The organism is Leuconostoc sp. XM4 (genome assembly GCF_055698815.1).
The window spans coordinates 1,510,622-1,530,544 of sequence record NZ_CP134507.1 but is presented as its reverse complement, the minus strand read 5'-3'; the positions used below and the strand labels follow the sequence as shown (position 1 = coordinate 1,530,544).

Genomic DNA, 19,923 nt, shown 5'->3' with positions numbered 1-19,923 from the left:
CATGAAATTGCAAAAGGATTCATACATAATATGAAGTACTTGTGATCATATAGCTTAATTTCGAGAGAATAATCACATGTAATTTGTAGAGAAAGGTGGATAAAAATAGAGAAGTACATCACATAGTTACAGATTCTGTAATTGGTGAAAGTCATAATATATTTTAGCCTGTACTAAACTTTTATCAAAAAGAGTTTGTATTTTTAAAATTGCGGTTCTCAATACAAACTAGCAATTTTAACACTTTGTGAGAGAAGTGATGATTTTTAAAACAAGAACGCTGAAGAGTTCTTAGAAGGGAGAAATATGAAAAATAACATTCACAAGATTGTGAACGGCTTATTTCTGCGTGTCTTTGGAATTTTGTTGATATTGTCAACATTAGTAGCAAATGCGCTGATGATTCCACTAACTACAGTATCTGCTGCGAGTGATATTACGCCACAGTATACGAGTAATAGTACAGGCGTATTTCCCACTAATTCGTGGACTATTCCAGGTCAAAATACGGTAATAAATCATCAAGGTGGAGATGCTAGTAATGGCTGGGACAAGAATAGCAGTTGGAATGGGGATTCATCTGATACATCAAAATCATATTTGAAATTTGGTACTGACACTAGTAACCCAGATTACCAAATTCGTAAGTATGCTAAAGAAACGTCCACACCTGGGTTATACGATGTCTACTTGAATGCTAAAGGCAATAAATTAAAAGTTTACAAGCCGATTGACATTGTGTTAGTGGTTGATATGTCTGGATCAATGAATCCAGAAAGTAATGGTGGTACAGATAGAATAACAGCGGTTAAAAATGGTATTAGCGATTTTTTCAAACAAATAAAGAATTCTGGGTTTGCTCAATATGTTAATGTTGGCTTAGTTGGATTTTCCAGTCCTGATAAATTTGGTATGAATGCACAAGGTTATGTTACTGGGCCAATTAGCCGAAGTGATAATCAGGATAATATAAATGATATTTTAAATAATAAGCTGAACAAAGCTAATTTTAAGGGTGGTACGTTCACACAATTAGGGTTACATCAAGCTCAGAATATGCTTTCCGGTCAAAGCAGTGACAATAAGAAAATGTTAATCTTGATGACTGACGGAGTTCCTTCTTATTCAAACAAAGTTTTATCTGCTGTTTCTTCTAATGGTATGACTCTTGGTACGTCATTTGATTACAAAAATTATAACGCCCCAGGGGTTACTTCAGCATTTAATAATAATAAGTATAGATGGGATAGTTACACACAAAAATACATATCTGATGGCGTAAATTTTTATTATAACGTAGATGGACTGCCAATTAAAGATACATGGTCAGGAACATTAGGAGAAGCAGCTATCTCAAAAAAAATAGGTACAGAAATTCATGCTTTAGGAATTCAGCTAGCTGATGATTATTATCAAGGAAATAATGTTTATCTTAGTAAGAGTGAGATTCGAGCACGGATGAATCTTCTTGTTTCCCCGTCTCACTATCAAGACGCAAATGATGCAGTAGGGGTACAAAAATATCTTTATGATCAGGCACAAACAGTCCTAAGTCAATTCAACACGGTCAACCAAGGCAGTATTTCAGATCCGTTAGGTTCTCAATTTATTTACGGAGATGACACGCCGACGGTTAAGAGTGTAGGAAGTAGTGTTGTTCAGAATTTACCAACAGTTACCAAATCAAACGGAAGTATCTCTGTAAGTAATATTAATCTGGGGAAAGATCAAGAAATTCAAATACATTATCAGGTGCATTTAAATACTGAATCAGATAATTTTAAACCGGATTACTGGTATCAGATGAATGGCAAAACAACATTTACACCGACAAAGGATAGTAACGCTGTAGAATTTGGTGTTCCTTCTGCGAAAGCACCTGGAACGGTGCTAAAGGTTATCAAACAATGGCAAGAGTTGACAGATTCATCGAAGCGACCAGATAGTATTAATTTTGAAGTAACGCGAACTACGAACAACCAATCAAACGATTGGCGGGCGACTGGTACTTTGAGTAAATCGGATAATTGGTCTAAAACTTTCAAACAGTTGAATAGAAATAATCAATCGGTTTCGTTACCAGCTTATGATAACAAAGGTGGAACGTTCAATTATCAGGTGCTAAACGAAAGTACGGATGGTTACGTTTCAAGCATTACTAACAAAACAAATGAGTCAACGATAACAAATACACAATATGGTTTGATTATTGATAAGTATGCAAGTAACTCGAAAAATAAACTCACTGGTGCTGAATTTATTGTTAAATCAACGGATGGAAAGCAGTCCTATACATTAAAAGATAATCAGCTACAGCAACTGACACCAGGGGATTACACCATTCAAGAAACTAAGAGTCCATCTGGGTATCAACTTGATTCTACGGTTTATCCAATAACACTATCGCAAGATGGAAAATGGTCAAGTAGCGGTCAAGGTATTAATGTGAAATCACCAACCACGGATGGCAACGGCTATAAAGATGGTTTTTCTATTGCTACTGACAAATCAAACAATACTGATAAGAATAATGTTGTTAGATTTGTCAAAAATGATACTTTCAAGAAGTTTAATCTGACAGTTAATAAAGTTGACAAAACAACTGGAAATGCGCTAAAAGGTGCTAAATTCACATTAACTGACTCTGATGGCAAAACATCAGTTTACAAAGAAACCGATCCAACGTCGACTTTCACTTTTGAAAATCTTTCATCAGGAACATATACTTTGAAAGAATCAAAAGCTCCTGATGGATACATTGCTAGTAAAGATGTCACAATAATAATTTCTGATGATGGCAGTGTTAAGGTAACTAACAATAATGGCGATTGGAAATCAACTTTACAAAATGATGCAGGTAACAATCAGATTAGCCTAACGGTCAACAATTCAAATAAAACTGTTTTTCCATCTACAGGTGGCACTGGTATTGTGCGCTACATGTTGATAGCTGGTGCCTTTATATTAATTGCCTTGGGTGCTAGCGGTTATTATATTTTCCGAATAAAGAGGGGGAACCGATCATGATTAAAAAAATGATTGTGTTTATCATTACCTGTATTTCATTTGGGTTGCTTAGCTTGCAACAAGACAATTTAAAGGTTTTAGCCGATACTGATAACCAATTTACGATAGAATTGCATCATCAGTTGAGTGTGTATGAATCAAATCCAGTATCCTATACTCCTGGCAGTAACGTAACATTTCAATTGTATGATTTGACGGCTGATTACCAGAAGCATGAAAATGATGAAAATTATTTTGAAGATTTGAAATCTCAAAATCAGGGTATTCAAAATTATATTCAAGACAATCATATTCGTTTGATGGATACTAAAACTACTGATGCCAATGGACAAGCAACATTTCATGTTTCAAAAGAATATGGAAAAGCTTATCTTATTGTGCAACAAAAAAGTAGCCAACTTGAAAGTGATGGTTTATCCTATGAGCAGGTTAGTGATCCAGTCGCATTTTCGCTAAGAAATCAAGATATGGATAAAAACAAGCTTGAAATTGAGACCAAATCTGCTATTGTGACACGCATACCATATTTTTTTAAATATGGAAAAACGCTTGATCATAAAGAATTACCATTAGCAGGTGTCAAATTTGTGTTGTATAAAACAGTTGACAACCAAAAAAAATACCTGACTGATGACAATAGTTGGAAAACCACTGATGACCCATTACATGAAAAAGAAGTAAAAAAAGTCGTATCTGATGATACCGGTTTAGTTGCTTTGAATAATAGTAAGCTACCCACGGGTCAATATTATTTTCAAGAGGTTCAAACATTAAAGAACTTTGAAATATCTTCTCAGGCAAAACACATTAGTGTTAATATCCCAGCAGTCACTAGCTTAGCTAATGTACCGCCAATTACTGTTAATGGCGAGCCGTTGTCTAAAATAGCTGCGGGTGTGATACCTAATGACGTGTATCAAAATGCAAGTCCGAGAGTTTTGAATTACCAAAAAAAGCAACCCACTAAGAAACCACCGTTTAGCTTGCCATTCTTACCAGAAACAGGAATAGCAATTGGTTCAATTTCTTTAGTCGGTTTGTTGATTATTTTATTGGTAATATTGATAAAAATTTATAAGAAGAAATTACAATTAAAAAGGAGTTTTAAAAATGAAAAGTAAATCATGGTCACAAATGGCTAATGCGATTTTACTCGTACTTCCTCTTTTAGTATCAGCCTTGTTTGGTATTACTAATGTATCTGCGGACACAACAGATAGTGTTAATGTTACATTGCATAAAAGGGTCTTTGATGAAGGACAAGTACCGGATAGTAAGACCAATACAGGTGAAGTAGATAATAATTTTGGTGGAACGCCATTAGCAGGTGTTACTTTTACAGCTTATGATGTAACTGACCATTATTTGAACTTACGTTCTAGTGGTGACACTGCTGAAAAAGCATCCCAAGAGGTTCAATCTGATGCCGCTGATGCTGCACCAAGTTACGCCACAAAAGTTGCAGAAGGTGTAACAGCTGGAGCCGATGGCACAGTAACTTTTTCAAATTTGAAGTCTAAGGACGGCGATAAAGACAAGGTTTACTTGTTTGTTGAAACAAATTCACCAACAAATATTACACAAAAAGCTGCTCCAATTGTGTTAGCTTTACCTGTTTATAAGTCAGGGTCAGACTCAGAAATTAATTCTGATGTTCACGTTTATCCCAAGAACGAACAAACTGATGCTATTACAAAAGATTTAAGTGACGAAAGTAAAAAAGATTTGATTGTGACATTGCCTGATGGATCAAAGGTTTATAATGCCACTTATGGTCAAAAATTTGGTTATCAATTGCAAATAGCAGTACCATGGAACATTGCGGATAAAGATACATTTAATGTAGTTGATACGCCCAACTTAGGTATTGATGATGATGCTACTACGGTAAAGGTTGCAGGATTAACTGAAGGAACTGACTATACAGTTTCAGCAACTGATGCAACTGACAAAAATGGTAAAGGTTTTAAAATAACATTTAATCCAACTGCAGCTGCTGTTAAGGCTGCTGCCGGTAAAAAGTTAACAGTTACTTATGATGCTACCTTGACTAATGCTGCTGTTCCTGACAAAGCATTAAACAACACTGCGACTGTTAAAATTGGTAATGATCCAGAATCATCAGTAACAGGACCTGAAATTTACACTGGTGGTGTGAAATTTGTTAAGCAAGACAAGCAAAGTGCTGCAAAGCTTGCTGGTGCAGAGTTCCAGTTGGTTAAGTTAAATGCTAATGGTGACAAAGTTGCCTACGCAACGCAAGCAACTGATGGTTCATACACATGGGCATCAAATAATGACTCAGCGACAACATATACATCAAATGATCAAGGATCAGTTGAATTAAAGGGTCTTGAATATTCAAACAAGTTGGCTGATGGTCAAAGCTATGCACTTGTTGAAACAAAGTCTCCAGCTGGTTATGCGCTTTTGACAGCTCCTGTTAAGTTTACAGTTACTAAAGGAAGCTATGCTGACAATCAAACAATCACTGTGACAAACATTAAGAAGGGTATCTTACCATCAACTGGTGGTTCTGGTATCTACTTGTTCTTGATTGCAGGTGCACTTTTGATGAGTGGCGCATATGTTTGGAATAAGCGTAATAAAAAGAACCAAAATATTTAATCATATTTGAAAACTAAAGTGCAAACCATGTTCGTGGTAAGCACTTTTTTTATAAAAATGAATACTATGTTCATAATTCTTTGGAATAATGGTTTTCATTGATATTATGAGCCGTGGTTTCAAAGGATAACTAGAACGATGGCAGAACAAAAACAAAACAACGCTAATATTTTTCTGAAACTGTTCATTGCATTAATGTTTTTCATTGGTTTTTTGGTGTTCATGTATCCTTTTATTGCTAATGGCGTGAATAATTATGTGGCCCAAAAAGAATTAAATGCTGTGAATCAACTAAATCAAAGCAATCAGAAAGCCAGTGCCAAGAAACTCGAAAAATTAATCAAAAAAAACAAACAAAAGTCAAAAGAAAATCAACAACTTGGTATATCACCTGTCAAGAATATCTTGGGGCAAACGCTGGAAAATGTACCCAAGGAGAGTAGAGAGTACTATCAAAAGCACTCGTTAGGAAGTATATTCATTCCTAAAATATCTCTGAGTTTACCGGTGTTTGATACAACGACTGACAGCCTTTTGTATAAAGGAATTACATTATTACCTGGCAGTTCTTATCCTGTTGGTGGCAAAAGTACGCATACCGTTTTGATGGGGCACAGTGGTTTGCCTAATCAAGAATTATTTACTCATCTGCACGAATTAAAAAAAGGCGATAAGTTTTTTTTGAAAGTGTATGGGAAACGTTTAGTTTATCAAGTTATTCGAATCAAAGTAGTTTTACCAACAGATCTAAGTGATATCACAATACAAAATAACCAAGATTTGGCAACGTTGGTCACATGTACACCCTATATGGTAAACACACATCGATTGTTAGTTACTGGGAAAAGGGTGCCGTTGGATAAAGGTTCATTTGATAAACAAGAAAAAAAGGCAGTATCATATCAAGGAAAATATTTGTTTTGTCTGACAGCACTGATTCTTATTTTTATGGCTTTAATTTTTTATATCATCAAACGTGAGCTTATTGAACTATTGTCACATAAAAGAAATTATCAGTTATCATTTTTTGTTTATAATAATGGACGTCTCATTTCTGGTTATAAATTCACTGTAGTAGATTATTTTGGTAAAAGAATATTAAATGACCAAGGTGAGTTATGTGAGTCTACGAGTGACTCAAGAGGCTATGTATCGTTTGGTGAAATTAATGGTGGCAGGTATAAAATAGTTCCGATGAATCCAAACATGAACCTCAAACCTTTTAAAGCGATAGTTAAACATTTAAAGGATAAAAAATTCTATATAAAAAAAGTAGTTAAAAATGGTTACCAAATTCAAACAGAAGGTGATGCAACAAATGACTAAGCAAACCAGTAAAAAAAAGAATAAACAAAATATATTTTTAAATATTATTTTTCTTATAGGATTTTTAGTAGCGTTGTATCCTTTTTATGTCGGTGCATTGAATCATTTTATTGACCAGCAACGAATCAAGACAATTCAAAAGGAAACTAATCAAGATATATCAGCAAAAGAAACACGTATGCAACAGAAAAATGCACAGTTAAGAAAAGATGGCATTCAACCTGGGAGTGACCCATTTTCTGGTTCCACTTACAAAGAGCATGTGGTATTGAAGAAGCATTTAATTGGTACAATTAGTATTTCTAAAATTAATGTGCATATTCCGCTTTTTGATACGACAAATGAAGAAACACTTAACTATGGCGCAACCGTCTTACAAGGAACATCTTTTCCTCTGGGTGGGAAAGGCACGCATAGTGTTATTTCGGCGCACCGTGGCTTAGCTTCACGAATGTTATTTACGAACTTAAATCATGTTAAGAAAAACGATACTTTTGTATTAACGGTATTTCATAAAAAATTAGCCTATAAAGTTTTTAAAATTGAAGTTGTCAAACCTGAAGATTACCAAGGGCTGCAAGTTGAACCTGATAAAGACTTGGTAACGCTAATAACCTGCACACCTTATATGGTCAATTCACATCGTTTGTTGGTGACAGGATATCGAGTTCCTTATAATAAAAATATGGCAAAAAATATTGAAAATGCTGATAAGTTTAACAATATCAAGCAAGCTCTTATTATTGTTGGCATCATTTTATTAATTGCATTGCAATTTCTTTTCTTGTATAAGCGCATCATACGTATCAAATTAGCTAAGAAAAAGTTTGATTTATCATTTTATCGTTTAGATGCTGATGGTAATCCCGTTTCATCTGTTGCCTTTCAATTGTTTTCTAAGAATAAAAAAGTTGCTTTAAAAAGAGATGGAGAATCATTAATTCGCCATTCAAATGATGAAGGGCTTGTTACATTTGATGATATTCCAGGCAGACTCTACTATGTTAAAGAGGCTACAACTAACAAAAATAGCGGGGTTATTGCTGGTGTAAAAAAGCTAAAGGATAAGAATATGACCTTTTATCCAACTAAAAAGTCAAAACCTTTTTTCCATTCGGATAACAATAAACTGTGGATTATTAGATAATGTATGAACTCAAAAAAGTAAATATATTTCGATTTAATCTTACCAATTCTCTCGTGCTATAATAAAACAATGAAAGAATTTTTAACAAACAATTTTGAGCAAACACAAAGTTTAGCTAGTAGAATAGCATCATTTGTTTATCCTGGTTTAGTGATCACGCTGAATGGTGATTTAGGAGCGGGGAAAACAACCTTTACCCAGGGATTTTCACGCGCTTTAGGTGTGAAGTCAAGGGTTAAGAGCCCGACATTTAATATTATGAATACTTATATGGCGCGTGATTTTCCCATTTATCATTTTGATGCTTATCGATTGGAAATGACTGGTGCTGCTAATCAAGGATTCGAGGATTTTATCGGTACGGATGGTGTAACGCTTATTGAGTGGCCGCAATATATGAATGATTTGTTGCCAAATAATCGATTGGACATCACATTTACTCGAGGTGAGGATGATAACGAACGAACAATAAGTATCGCAGGTGTTGGTTCAGTTATTGAAATTGAGGAAAAACTATGACATTCGATATGAGCCAGCCGATTGCGTTCAGCTTAGAAGAAGCCAGCTTAGCTAGAGCTGCTGAATGGCAACAATTAATTCAAGAATTAATGACGGAAACAGATACTTTTTTGATTGCAAGTATGCGTGATGGGGATGAAGTACCTGTAAAAAACGATGCGCCGGCGATTACTTTGTTGTTGATTGCTGAACAAGGTGAACAATCATTACCGGTAGGAATAGGATCTATCGAAAATGAAGAAATCGGTGTGGCTATTTTGAAACAATTTCACGGTGCTGGTCTTGGTCAGGATTTAATGCGGTCACTTCTGGACTGGGCTAAACTTAACGGGTTATCAAAGGTATGGTTAGATGTACAAATTGATAATGACATCGCCGTGCATATTTATCAGAAATACGGGTTCTTAAGTGTTGATGAAAAAGAGCACTTTACCTTACCAAATGGTCGTGATACAGAGTTACAAAGAATGATCTTGGAGTTATAACTATGAATTTTGTAGCAATGGATTTTGAAACAGCAAACCGCGAAAAGCATTCGGCAGTTTCTATAGCCTTAGCAATTGTGCGTGATAATCAAGTAGTTGATAAATTTTATTCATTAATCAAGCCGGAAACAACGTTTAGCTCGTACAACACAGCTATTCATGGTCTCCATCGACAAGATGTAGCTGACGCGCCAAAGTTTCCCGAAGTTTGGCAAACAATTTCACCTTTTTTCACAGAAAATAAATTAGTGGTGGCCCACAACGCATCATTTGATAATAGTATCTTGAAAGGAACATTGCAGTATTACGATATTGATGAACCGCATTATTTGTTGTTGGATACGGTTCAAACCAGTCGTAAATTATTTCCAAATTTCGAAAATCATAAGTTAAACACTGTTGCTGGTAATTTAGGGATTACATTGGATCATCACCATAACGCGCTTGATGATGCAGTAGCCGCAGCCAATATCTTAATTTATGAATCTAATCATTTTGGAGCAGAAGTACTTAAGCCATATGTTAAAAATAAATAAATAAAAAGCCGTGCAATTTATGCATGGCTTTTTATTTATACATTAATTTCGAGAAGAATCGGTGCGTGATCCTGACGTGCACCCGTATCTATAACACAGGATTCTGTGACGTTTTCAGCGATTCGATCACTAACCAAGTAGTAATCAATTCGCCACCCGGAATTATTGATTTTACTTGTTTTACTAATTTGTGCCCACCAAGTATAAACACTTGGTGTGTCTGGATTTAATGATCGAAAAGTGTCTGTAAATCCAGCATCCAATAGTGCTGAAAACTTTTCCCGTTCCTGGTCAGTAAATCCAGCAGAATGACGATTTGGTTTTGGGTTTTTTAAATCAATTTCTTGGTGCGCGACGTTCATATCACCACTAAAAATAACTGGTTTGGTAGCGTCTAGGCGCTTGATATATTCACGATATTTATCATCCCACTCACCACGTTCAGGTAGACGTATCAACGAGCTTCCGGAATTAGGTGTATAAACAGTTGATAGGAAAAAAGTTGGAAATTCTAAGGTGATGATGCGTCCCTCTAAATCCATGGGACCTGGCGCACCAATAGTAGGATATTCCACCTGAATAGGTTCCACTTTGGAAAGCACCATCGTGCCAGAGTAGCCAGAGCGCGCAGTACTAGAATTTACATACAAATGATACTCTGGAAAAAGTTCTGCAATGGCTGTCGCTTGTTTTTTAGTTAAGCCTGTTGATTTCAATTTTGTTTCTTGGATGGCAAAAACGTCAGGGCGTATGGTCGCAATTTCGTTTAATGTGCTCCAAGTCATTTCACCACGGACACTTTTGTGTTCAACTGCAGCATTGATGGAATCAATATTCCATGAGATAAATTTCAAATTTTCGTCCCCCTGAGAGTTATATAAATATTTTAACATACTGTTTGTTTTCACGTATTAGCGAGCATATCGATGCATAAATTCAGGTATTGAGGCACTGATTTCTGTGGGTAGTGTGATGTAGCGGGTTTCAGCTAGTTCGTCAGCAATAGCAGAATGAGCATAGACCGCCGCTAAAATTGCTTCGGAAAACGACAACATAAACTGTGCCGTAAATCCAGCAATCATTCCGGCGAGTGTGTCACCCATGCCCCCTGTGGCCTGATAAGGTCCACCAACTGGTATTTCAAAAGCGCAGTCATTGGTATAAATTTGAGTATGATGTTGTTTTAAAACTAAAATCGGTTCAACATTCATCCTTTGTTGCGCTAGCATATTAAACGCTTCAAAGGCTTGTTCATTGATTGTCACACCACTTAGACGTTGCCACTCCATCTGATGTGGTGTTAAAACGAGTCGCGATTTTGGCCACTTTAGTTTATGTTTAGCAACTAGAGTTAAGGCAGAACCGTCAACGATGAGTATTTGACGTGGCAAAATAGCATAGAAGGTATGTTGTACTAAATCAATACGATCGCCTAAACCTGATCCGATTAAAACAACGTCTGATTTTTTAATATACTCGGTCAGATCCTCATTAAAATCAACAACCATTGCTTCTGGTAGGTGACTATGTAAAGCGGTAAAGTTTGATGGATCTGTGGCTACGGTTACTAGTCCGGCACCAGAATTAACTGCAGCCAATGCATTCATAATCACTGCACCACCAAATTGTGCCGTGCCGCCAATGATTAAAACACGGCCATAGGTTCCTTTGTGTGAGTCCTTGGCTCTTTTTTTAATAACTCGGTATAAAATATCTTCAGTTAATGTTTTCATAGTTTAATCCTTAACATTATTCTACACGATAGTTTTGTTTAATGCACAAAGAAGGTGATAGGAGTGCTCATCTAGCGTGACTTTTTATGTGACTCATTATGTAGATAGTGTACAATATGTTTATGGAAAAAAATAGTTTTATTCTCTCTGATGAGGAAAAATTGTCAACTGAACAAGTGCATTTGATTCAAGATGTGGTTGACTTTGCAAATCAGGGTTTGAAGCAAGAAAAAAAGAAAGTATTTATTATTGAAGGGGGCGCTGGTTCTGGGAAAAGTGTTGTACTATTTGAAATATTTAAACAACTTCAACATGCTGTTTTAAATAATGAGTCATCAGCACTTTATCAAACTAATAATTATTTACTAGTCAATCACGCCGAAATTTGGAAAATATATCGTAATTTAGCAGGGAAAACTGAAGAATTAAAAAAGAAACAGTTCCTAAAACCCACAACTTTTATTCATCAAATGGATAAAGAGCAGCGTCATGCAGATGTTGTATTAATTGATGAAGCACATTTACTATTAACTGAACCTGATCGCTACAATAAATTTAATCAAACCAACCAACTGGTCGAGATTGTCAAACGTGCTCAAGTTATCATTTTAGTTTTTGATAGCCATCAAGTCTTAAAATTCAAAAGTATGTGGACTAATCAAAGGTTGGAACAAATCGTTTCACAGTACGCACCAACGCGTTATCAATTAAGTAATCAGTATCGTATGCTAGGTAATAACGAGCATGTTGTTCAATGGATTGACAATCTAACGCAAAATAAAGAAATTTCAACATTAGGCCTCGTTGACGGATTTGATTTTCAGATTTTTTCCAATGCTAATGATCTCTACAGAATGATTCAACAAAAAAATAAGCAGGTAGGAATGTCACGTTTGTTAGCAACAACGGATTATCCGTATACCGTTAATCGCGGTACCTGGTATGTGACGGTTGATGATTTCAAATTACCTTGGGATCAGTTAGACACAGGTACAACACCATGGGCATTGAGACCGGACACAATTAATGAAGTAGGATCAGTGTACACAATTCAAGGTTTTGATTTGAACTATGCTGGTGTGATTATTGGACCCAGTATCACACTTGATGAAGATAAAAATAAAATCGTGGTTCATACCGAAAAATATGAGGATAACGCCGCTTTTCGACAAACAAAGGGTCATTCATTTAGTGAGCAAGAGAAAGAAGCTATTATGCTGAACGCGCTAAATGTGCTATTAAAGCGTGGCCGACAAGGGTTATATATTTGTGCTGCGGACCATGCATTGCGTAGAAAGCTAGCCACGATTATTAAAAAATAGTGGTTATAGCGCTATATAGTATATGGATACTTTGATTATTTAATCCTTGTTCCTGACATGAATATTAGAAAAAAATGCCATAACAGGGTATAATTATCATATGAGTTACTAGAAAGGTTAAAAAAATATGACAGTTGATTGGAAACAAGAAACAGAGAAACGTAAAGCAGCCTATATCGAAGATTTAAAAGCCTTATTGGCTGTTGAATCTGTTCGTGACGATTCACAAGCAACGCCTGATGCACCTTTAGGTCCTGGACCAACAGCTGCCTTAGTTAAGATGTTGGCTACTGCTGAGCGAGATGGTTTCACTACCAAAAATATTGATAACATTGTGGGCTATATTGAAATTGGTCCCAAAGATGCTGATGAATATGTCGCTATTTTGTCTCATGTTGATGTGATGCCTGCAGGCGAGGGTTGGGATACCGAACCATTTGAACCTGTTGTAACGGATGATAAGATTATCGCCCGTGGTGCTTCAGACGATAAGGGGCCAGGAATGTCAGCCTACTATGCTTTCAAAATTTTGTCTGATTTGAATGTGCCATTGAAGCGTCGGGTTCGTCTGATTTTTGGAACTGATGAAGAAAATGATTGGACGGGGATGACTCGTTACTTTGAAGTTGAGCCAGAGCCTGTATTTGGCTTCTCACCTGATGCTGAATACCCAATCATTAATGGTGAAAAGGGTAACGTTCAAGTAATCATTAAAGGTGAAGCCACTAATGGTGGCACTGTTAAGCTTGTTGATTTTGAGTCTGGATTACGGACAAACATGGTCCCAGGTATTGCTCGTGCAACGGTAAAATCATCTCATTCAGAAAAAATTGTGACAGAATTCCAAGAGTTTTTGGTAGAAAATCCAAAGGTATCTGGTTCAACTGAAACTGATGGTGAGATCATCAAATTTGTCTTAAACGGTAAGCAAGTTCATGGGGCAATGCCAGAAACAGGAGAAAATGCTGGGACTTACTTAGCAAACTTCCTTCAAGACTTTGATTTTGGTGGTACAGCTAAGTCATTCTTAACGTATTTGGGCACACCAGCACACAATGATACTGTTGGCGAAAAATTCGGTGTTAAGTATACTGATGATGTGATGGGACCTTTGTCTATGAATGTCGGTATCCAGAAATTTGTTGATGGTGGTGAGGTCTTTATCAACTTTAATTTCCGTTATCCAAAGGGAATCACACCGGAAGAAATTGAAGCGGGTCTTGCTTCTCAATTGAATGGATGGGATGTGAAACCAACTATCGGTGGACATGCTCAAGTGCCTCATTATGTTGCACCTAGTGACCCAATTGTGGAAACACTACTTCGTGTTTATCATGATCAAACAGGATTGCCAGCACACGATCAAGTCATTGGTGGTGGAACATACGGTCGCTTAATGAAACGCGGTGTCGCTTATGGCGCATTATTCCCAGACTCACCAGACACAATGCACCAAGTTAATGAATTTGCTCTGCTTGATGATTTGTATCGTTCAATTTCGATATACGCGCAAGCAATTGCCGAAATTACTAATTTGGACTAAACAGCTCTTTAGGGCTGTTTTTTATTTTTGTTTAATTGATTTAAATTTAATGTTGAAACGCTAAAATAGTAAACAATCAAACAAAGGAGAAACGACTATGACACTATTAATTATTGTAGCTGTAGGTTTAATTGGTTTTTCATTGAAAAAAGTTTTACGTGTCGGACAACCGCAGCCAGTTCGTGTGAAAAATGATCGCTAAATAAATTAACATCCTCTTATATTCGATATAATAAGTGTATATTATCATGTGCCTTATTTTGAGTTAAACAAGTATCGATGTATGGTGATGAATGAAGTAAATATTAATAAAAACATAATAATGATAATAGTATTAGCATTATTATGTTTTTTTATGAGCTTAATGTTAGAATGGTGTTTATTATTAATCCAAGGAGTACAGTAGTTCTATGTCAATCCAAAATTTTCTGATGGAATTAAAAAAAAGTAAATGGGTAGATTTGTCTCATGAATTTGGACCAAACTCACCGCATTTCCCAAAATTTAATGCGGCCTCTGCAAAAACGATCTTTACTAACGAAAAGGATGGCTTTTTGGTTAAAGAATTTAGTTTCGTGGGTCAGTACGCCACGCATATTGACCCGCCAATTCATTTTGGTGCTAAAAGTGGCGAATGGGTTACTGACATTCCGTTGAAAGATTTAATAGCCCCATTAGTTGTTATTGATAAATCCGACGTTGTCAAGAAAAATCCGGATTATTCACTAACAGTTGCTGATATTAAAGAATGGGAAAATAAAAACGGCTTAATACCAGAAGGTGCTTTTGTTGCTTTTAGAACTGATTGGTCAAAACGCTGGCCAAATCAAAAGTTAATGGATAATTTAGATAGTGATGGTCAAAAGCACTATCCTGGATGGTCAGCTGAGGCCATTGAATATATTTATGAAACGCGCCATGCAATAGCTAATGGTCACGAAACTTATGACACGGATACAGCTGTAAATCAACCAACAAAAGGTTTTATAGCTGAAGAACTAGTTTTGAGGTCAGGACATTATCAAGTTGAAATGCTAACACATTTGGATGAAGTTCCGGCTACCGGAGCAATTATTTCTGTTATGACACCCAAGTTTGAGAAAGCGCCAGGTTTTCCAACTCGCGTAATTGCCTACTTACCATAATTTGTTGTAGGGTGCACAGCTATAATAATGAAAACGCCATAAAATGCTATTTCTAAAAAGTATGTCAATTTGTTTTATTTGAAGCGATAAAAATAGATAAAATGGTTGTGATATTCTTGAATTTAGTCTAAAATTATATAGTATTGAAAACTCGGAGGAAATAACATGTCTAAGTGGACACCAGCTGCGGATGAAAAAAACCAAGGCACATTAGAATTTGAAATCGCGCGTGCGCAAGTTGAAGAAGGTTTGGAACAAGCTTTCCAACGTAACAAGAACGAAGTTAGTATTCCTGGATTCCGTAAGGGTAAGGTAACTAAGCAACTCTTCTTCCAAAAGTTTGGTGAAGAAGCTTTGTACCAACAAGCAATGGACATTGTTTTGCCTGCTGCCTATGAAGCCGCAATTGATGAAGCTGGTATCACACCAGTTGGTCGTCCAAACATCGAACCCGTTTCAATGAATAAGGGTGAAGCTTGGACTTTAAAGGCTGTTGTCAAGACTGCCCCTGCTATTAAGTTGGGTGAATACTTGAACCTTGAAGTTGAAGCACAAGACGAAGAAGTTGCTGATGCTGATGTAGATGCTGAAATCAAGCGTTTGCAAGATGGACAAGCAGAATTAGTTTTGCAAGAAGAATCAGTTAAGGCTGAAAACGGCGATACTGTTGTGATTGATTTTGACGGTTCAGTTGATGGCGTTAAGTTTGATGGCGGACAAGGCAAGGACTTCTCTCTAGCTTTGGGATCAGGTCAATTTATTCCTGGCTTTGAAGAACAATTAGTTGGTCACACAGCTGGTGAAGATGTCAATGTTAACGTAACATTCCCTGAAGACTATCAAGCTGCTGATTTGGCAGGCAAGGAAGCTTTGTTCGAAGTAACAATTCACGAATTGAAGCGCAAGGAATTGCCTGAATTAGATGATGAATTTGCCAAGGATGTTGATGAAGAAGTTGAAACATTAGCTGAATTGAAGGAAAAGACATCTAAGAAGTTAGCTGATGAGAAGGCACAAGCTGCTAAAGCTGCGTTTGAAGACGCTGTTATTTCTAAGGCAGTTGATAATGCCTCAGTTGATGGCGATGAAATTCCAGCAGAAATGATCGATGAAGATGTACATCGTCAAATCGACCAATACTTGGGACAACTTCAACAACAAGGTATTTCACGTGAAATGTTCTTCCAAATTTCAGGTCAAACTGAAGATGATTTGCATAAGCAATTCGAAGAAGGTGCTGAAACACGTGTAAAGACTGGCTTGGTATTAGAAGCAATCGTTGCAGCTGAAAAGATCGATCCTTCAGCAGAACAAGTTTCTGAAGAAGTTGCTAGCTTGGCTGCGCAATACAACATGGAAGAAGATAAGGTGCGTGCTGCTATCTCTGAATCAATGTTGAAGCATGACATTGCTATGCGTGAAGCTATTAAGAAAGTTACTGATTCTGCTAAAGCAGTTTAAGTTCAAATTAGTTTGATTTAAAAAACACTTCAGTTTGAAGTGTTTTTTTGTGCACTTATTATCTGTAATTAAAAAAATAATATTTTGATAACACCAAAAATGGTGAATCTTATGCCTTACGCTGAACCTGAGCGTAAGGTATAATGAAAGGGTAGTGTCATTCATAACAGTGTGGAGAAAGTAATGGTACAGACAGAATCAAAGCTTGAGAATCAGTTGATTGCACAGCTCGGGAAATCTGGTTGGCAGTTTCGACCAGAATTAAATCATTATAGTTTGATTGTTAATCATTTTCGTGTGCTTTTAAATCGACGGAATATTGACAAACTAGATGGTACACCACTGACTGATCAAGAATTTCAACGATTTTTAAATGAAATTGTGGGATCTAAATCAATCTATCAGTTGGGACGCTATTTACGTGGCGATGATCAATTTCAAGGTGGAAGAGCACAAATACAGCGTGACGATGGATCAGACATAACGTTGTCGTTTTTCGATCCTCGTGACGCGGAAAATAATGTTTATGAAGTTGCTCATCAAGTTGTTGTGAATGACAAATATGAAAATCGTTATGATGTCACATTGCTAATTAATGGTTTACCACTTGTTCAAATTGAGTTGAAACGTCACAGTATTGAAATGTCACAAGCGTTTCAACAAATATTGCGGTATCGTCGTGAGTCATTTAATGTTGGTGGTAGTTTATTTCGATATTTACAGATTTTTGTGATCAGCAATGGCATGTCATCACGTTATTTTTCTAATAATGATGGTGAGTTAAATAAAAATTTTATTTTCAATTGGTCTGATGAAAATAACAGGTGGATTGATGAAATTGAACCTTTTACTGCCAGTTTTCTTTCTCCTCTGAATATCCATGAAATGATTTCAAAATACACAATTTTTGATGCGGACCAAAAAGTAATGAAAATTATGCGCCCATATCAGGTGTATGCGCAAAAATCCATCATGAGTCAGGCTGAAATACATCCCGCTACAAACGGGTATGTTTGGCATACAACCGGTTCTGGCAAGACAATCACAGCTTTTAAAGCCGCATCTCAGTTGGCACTTCATACAGACGCACAGAAAATTATTTTTCTTGTTGATAGACGTGATTTGGATTCGCAGACAATTAATAATTTTAATGCCTATCTACCAAGGCGTGCGGATGGACAATCGTCAATTGATCGTACAGATAATACGTCCGTTTTAGTTGAACAACTTAAAAATTCGACAGACACGTTGATTGTGACTACTATTCAAAAGCTTGCCAATGCTGTAAAAAATCCGCGTCATCGGTCAGTTTTAGAGCCATACAAAGAACAGCGTGTGATTTTTATTGAAGATGAGGCACACCGAACCCAATTCGGTGAAATGCGTAAACAGGTCAATAGCTGGTTTAAAAATGCACAACATTTTGGTTTCACTGGAACGCCTATATTTAAAGAAAACATAGGGGCAGATGGGCGTACAACTGACGATATTTATGATACCCGTTTGCATACTTATTTGATAAAAGACGCTGTACGCGACCATAATGTATTACCGTTCAATGTCACCTACATCAATACTATTCATAGCAAAGAAGATATTGAAAATTTAAACGGAGAAGTTGAAGCGCTCAATATTAAAGAAGTGTATGAGAATGAAAAACGCCTAAATCAAATTGCACAACATATTATCCTCAATCATAGTAGCAAAACGTATAATCGCCAATATAACGCTATTTTTGCTGTTTCAGATACGCGAACAGCTTTAAAGTATTACGATATTTTTAAAGAAATAAACAATGATTTGAAAGTAACGACGATTTTCACATGGGCCGCTAATGAAGAAGATAATGACGAGCACCAAAAGGACGACACATTAACTTCCCGTCATGGCTTGGAAAAAGTCATTGATGATTATAACGACAAATATCACCAAAACTTCAGTACAGATACATTTTCCGATTTCTTCAACGACGTATCTAAACGTATGAAGAATCATGACGCCAAATCACCTGAAAATAATATTGATGTTTTGATAGTTGTCAACATGTTCTTGACAGGTTTTGATGCACCGACACTGAATACGTTATATGTTGATAAAAACTTGCAATACCACGGACTCATTCAAGCTTTTTCACGAACCAATCGTGTTCAAAAAGCGCCAAAAGATTACGGCAATATTGTGGCATACCGTAATATCAAAAGTAAAACAGATGAAGCGGTCCAGCTTTTCTCGCAAGGGGACAAGGCAGCGTTTTTCGCACCGAGTTATGAAAACTTAAAACTAGATTTTCAACAAGCAATAAGCGCCTTGAGGGACAAGGTAGCTACACCTGAAGACACAAATCGGTTATTAGATGAGGGTGAAACAGCGGAACTTGAATTTATCAAACTATTCAGAAATGTCATGTCACTTCAAAGTCGTATCAGCGTTTACGAAGAATTTGATTGGGCGGAAATTGAAACAGAGCTCGACTGGACGCAACAAATATTTGATGATTTCAAAGGCAAGTATGCAACATTCTATGAACGGCACAAGGCACGACAAAAAGAAAAAGCATCAATCATCGATGATGTAGATTTTTACCCCGAGCTCCTGATGGTTGATGCAATTGATGTTGATTATATCAATCGCCTTATTTCACAAATCGACTTATCGTCACCTAATGCACGGACTGAGGGTGTAGAAAAAGTAAAAAAAGCCCTTACTAACAATACCGAACCTACGCTGTTTTCTAAGCGTGAATTGTTAGAACAGTTCTTGGATTCCGTTATTCCGGAGTTGAATGATGATGCGGACATTACAGGCGAACTTAACCATTTCTTGGCGTATAAGCGTCAAGCTGAAATTTATCATTTTGCAGAAGAACATCGTTTAGAGCCATCCCAGTTAGCAGAACAAGTCGCTGAATATGAAGTGAGTCAACATGAAAATTCTAAAGCACTTAGTGAACTGACCACGGGCATGACATTCAAAGAAAAAAGAACAGCAAAACAATCTATTAAAAACTTCATCATTGAAACTGCCAAAAAGTTTGTGATGAATTAGAGAGAA

General features: G+C 36.5%; 15 protein-coding genes. 13 read left to right on the top strand and 2 right to left on the bottom strand.

The genetic code is table 11. The features are described 5' to 3' along the window. The first annotated feature begins 306 nt into the window (after nt 1–306). From RHP64_RS07690 to RHP64_RS07655, 8 genes are all read left to right on the top strand, one after another. Nucleotides 307–3,027 carry a SpaA isopeptide-forming pilin-related protein gene (locus RHP64_RS07690; RefSeq protein ID WP_025268342.1) on the top strand — a complete coding sequence of 907 codons (2,721 nt, stop codon included), beginning with the start codon at nt 307–309 and terminating at the stop codon, nt 3,025–3,027. Beyond that, nucleotides 3,024–4,148, top strand: coding sequence for a pilin N-terminal domain-containing protein (locus RHP64_RS07685; RefSeq protein ID WP_025268341.1), 1,125 nt, complete (start codon nt 3,024–3,026; stop codon nt 4,146–4,148). Before RHP64_RS07690 ends, RHP64_RS07685 begins: the two co-directional genes overlap by 4 nt. Continuing rightward, a complete protein-coding gene (locus RHP64_RS07680) occupies nt 4,138–5,655 on the top strand; it encodes a SpaH/EbpB family LPXTG-anchored major pilin (RefSeq protein ID WP_025268340.1) in 1,518 nt (505 codons plus the stop codon). Before RHP64_RS07685 ends, RHP64_RS07680 begins: the two co-directional genes overlap by 11 nt. A 138-nt stretch (nt 5,656–5,793) precedes the next feature. Further along, nucleotides 5,794–6,981 carry a class C sortase gene (locus RHP64_RS07675; protein ID WP_025268339.1) on the top strand — a complete coding sequence of 396 codons (1,188 nt, stop codon included), beginning with the start codon at nt 5,794–5,796 and terminating at the stop codon, nt 6,979–6,981. Then, a complete protein-coding gene (locus tag RHP64_RS07670) occupies nt 6,938–8,128 on the top strand; it encodes a class C sortase (RefSeq protein WP_242826886.1) in 1,191 nt (396 codons plus the stop codon). The genes RHP64_RS07675 and RHP64_RS07670 overlap by 44 nt, the downstream gene beginning before the upstream one ends. Before the next feature lie 69 nt (nt 8,129–8,197). Next, nucleotides 8,198–8,647: a tRNA (adenosine(37)-N6)-threonylcarbamoyltransferase complex ATPase subunit type 1 TsaE gene (gene tsaE / locus RHP64_RS07665; protein ID WP_011680199.1), complete on the top strand. Its 450-nt coding sequence runs from the start codon at nt 8,198–8,200 to the stop codon at nt 8,645–8,647. Further along, nucleotides 8,644–9,132 (top strand): GNAT family N-acetyltransferase, encoded by a 489-nt coding sequence (locus tag RHP64_RS07660; RefSeq protein ID WP_025268337.1) that lies wholly within the window; start codon nt 8,644–8,646, stop codon nt 9,130–9,132. The genes tsaE and RHP64_RS07660 overlap by 4 nt, the downstream gene beginning before the upstream one ends. Nucleotides 9,133–9,134: 2 nt before the next feature. Next, the gene (locus tag RHP64_RS07655) at nt 9,135–9,668 is read left to right on the top strand and encodes a 3'-5' exonuclease (RefSeq protein WP_011680197.1); all 534 of its coding nucleotides are present in this window, start codon (nt 9,135–9,137) and stop codon (nt 9,666–9,668) included. Nucleotides 9,669–9,703: 35 nt separating this feature from the next. On the opposite strand, the gene RHP64_RS07650 is transcribed toward RHP64_RS07655, so the two are convergent. Beyond that, nucleotides 9,704–10,522: an exodeoxyribonuclease III gene (locus RHP64_RS07650; protein WP_014325001.1), complete on the bottom strand. Its 819-nt coding sequence runs from the start codon at nt 10,520–10,522 to the stop codon at nt 9,704–9,706. A 57-nt stretch (nt 10,523–10,579) separates the two neighbouring features. Continuing rightward, entirely contained in the window at nt 10,580–11,401 is an 822-nt protein-coding gene (locus RHP64_RS07645; RefSeq protein ID WP_014325000.1) for an NAD(P)H-hydrate dehydratase, read from the bottom strand. Nucleotides 11,402–11,517: 116 nt separating this feature from the next. Here RHP64_RS07645 and RHP64_RS07640 point away from each other — a divergent pair, with 116 nt between their 5' ends. The 5 genes from RHP64_RS07640 to RHP64_RS07620 all read left to right on the top strand — a co-directional run bounded on the left by RHP64_RS07640 (nt 11,518) and on the right by RHP64_RS07620 (nt 19,917). Beyond that, nucleotides 11,518–12,723 (top strand): DUF2075 domain-containing protein, encoded by a 1,206-nt coding sequence (locus RHP64_RS07640; RefSeq protein WP_014324999.1) that lies wholly within the window; start codon nt 11,518–11,520, stop codon nt 12,721–12,723. A 127-nt stretch (nt 12,724–12,850) separates the two neighbouring features. After that, nucleotides 12,851–14,266: a dipeptidase PepV gene (gene pepV, locus RHP64_RS07635; protein ID WP_462785008.1), complete on the top strand. Its 1,416-nt coding sequence runs from the start codon at nt 12,851–12,853 to the stop codon at nt 14,264–14,266. Between the two features lie 410 nt (nt 14,267–14,676). Continuing rightward, a complete protein-coding gene (locus RHP64_RS07630) occupies nt 14,677–15,411 on the top strand; it encodes a cyclase family protein (RefSeq protein ID WP_071952290.1) in 735 nt (244 codons plus the stop codon). A gap of 165 nt (nt 15,412–15,576) precedes the next feature. After that, a complete protein-coding gene (gene tig / locus RHP64_RS07625; protein ID WP_025268335.1) occupies nt 15,577–16,872 on the top strand; it encodes a trigger factor in 1,296 nt (431 codons plus the stop codon). A 183-nt stretch (nt 16,873–17,055) separates the two neighbouring features. Then, a complete protein-coding gene (locus RHP64_RS07620) occupies nt 17,056–19,917 on the top strand; it encodes a type I restriction endonuclease subunit R (protein WP_025268334.1) in 2,862 nt (953 codons plus the stop codon). Nucleotides 19,918–19,923 lie beyond the last annotated feature (6 nt).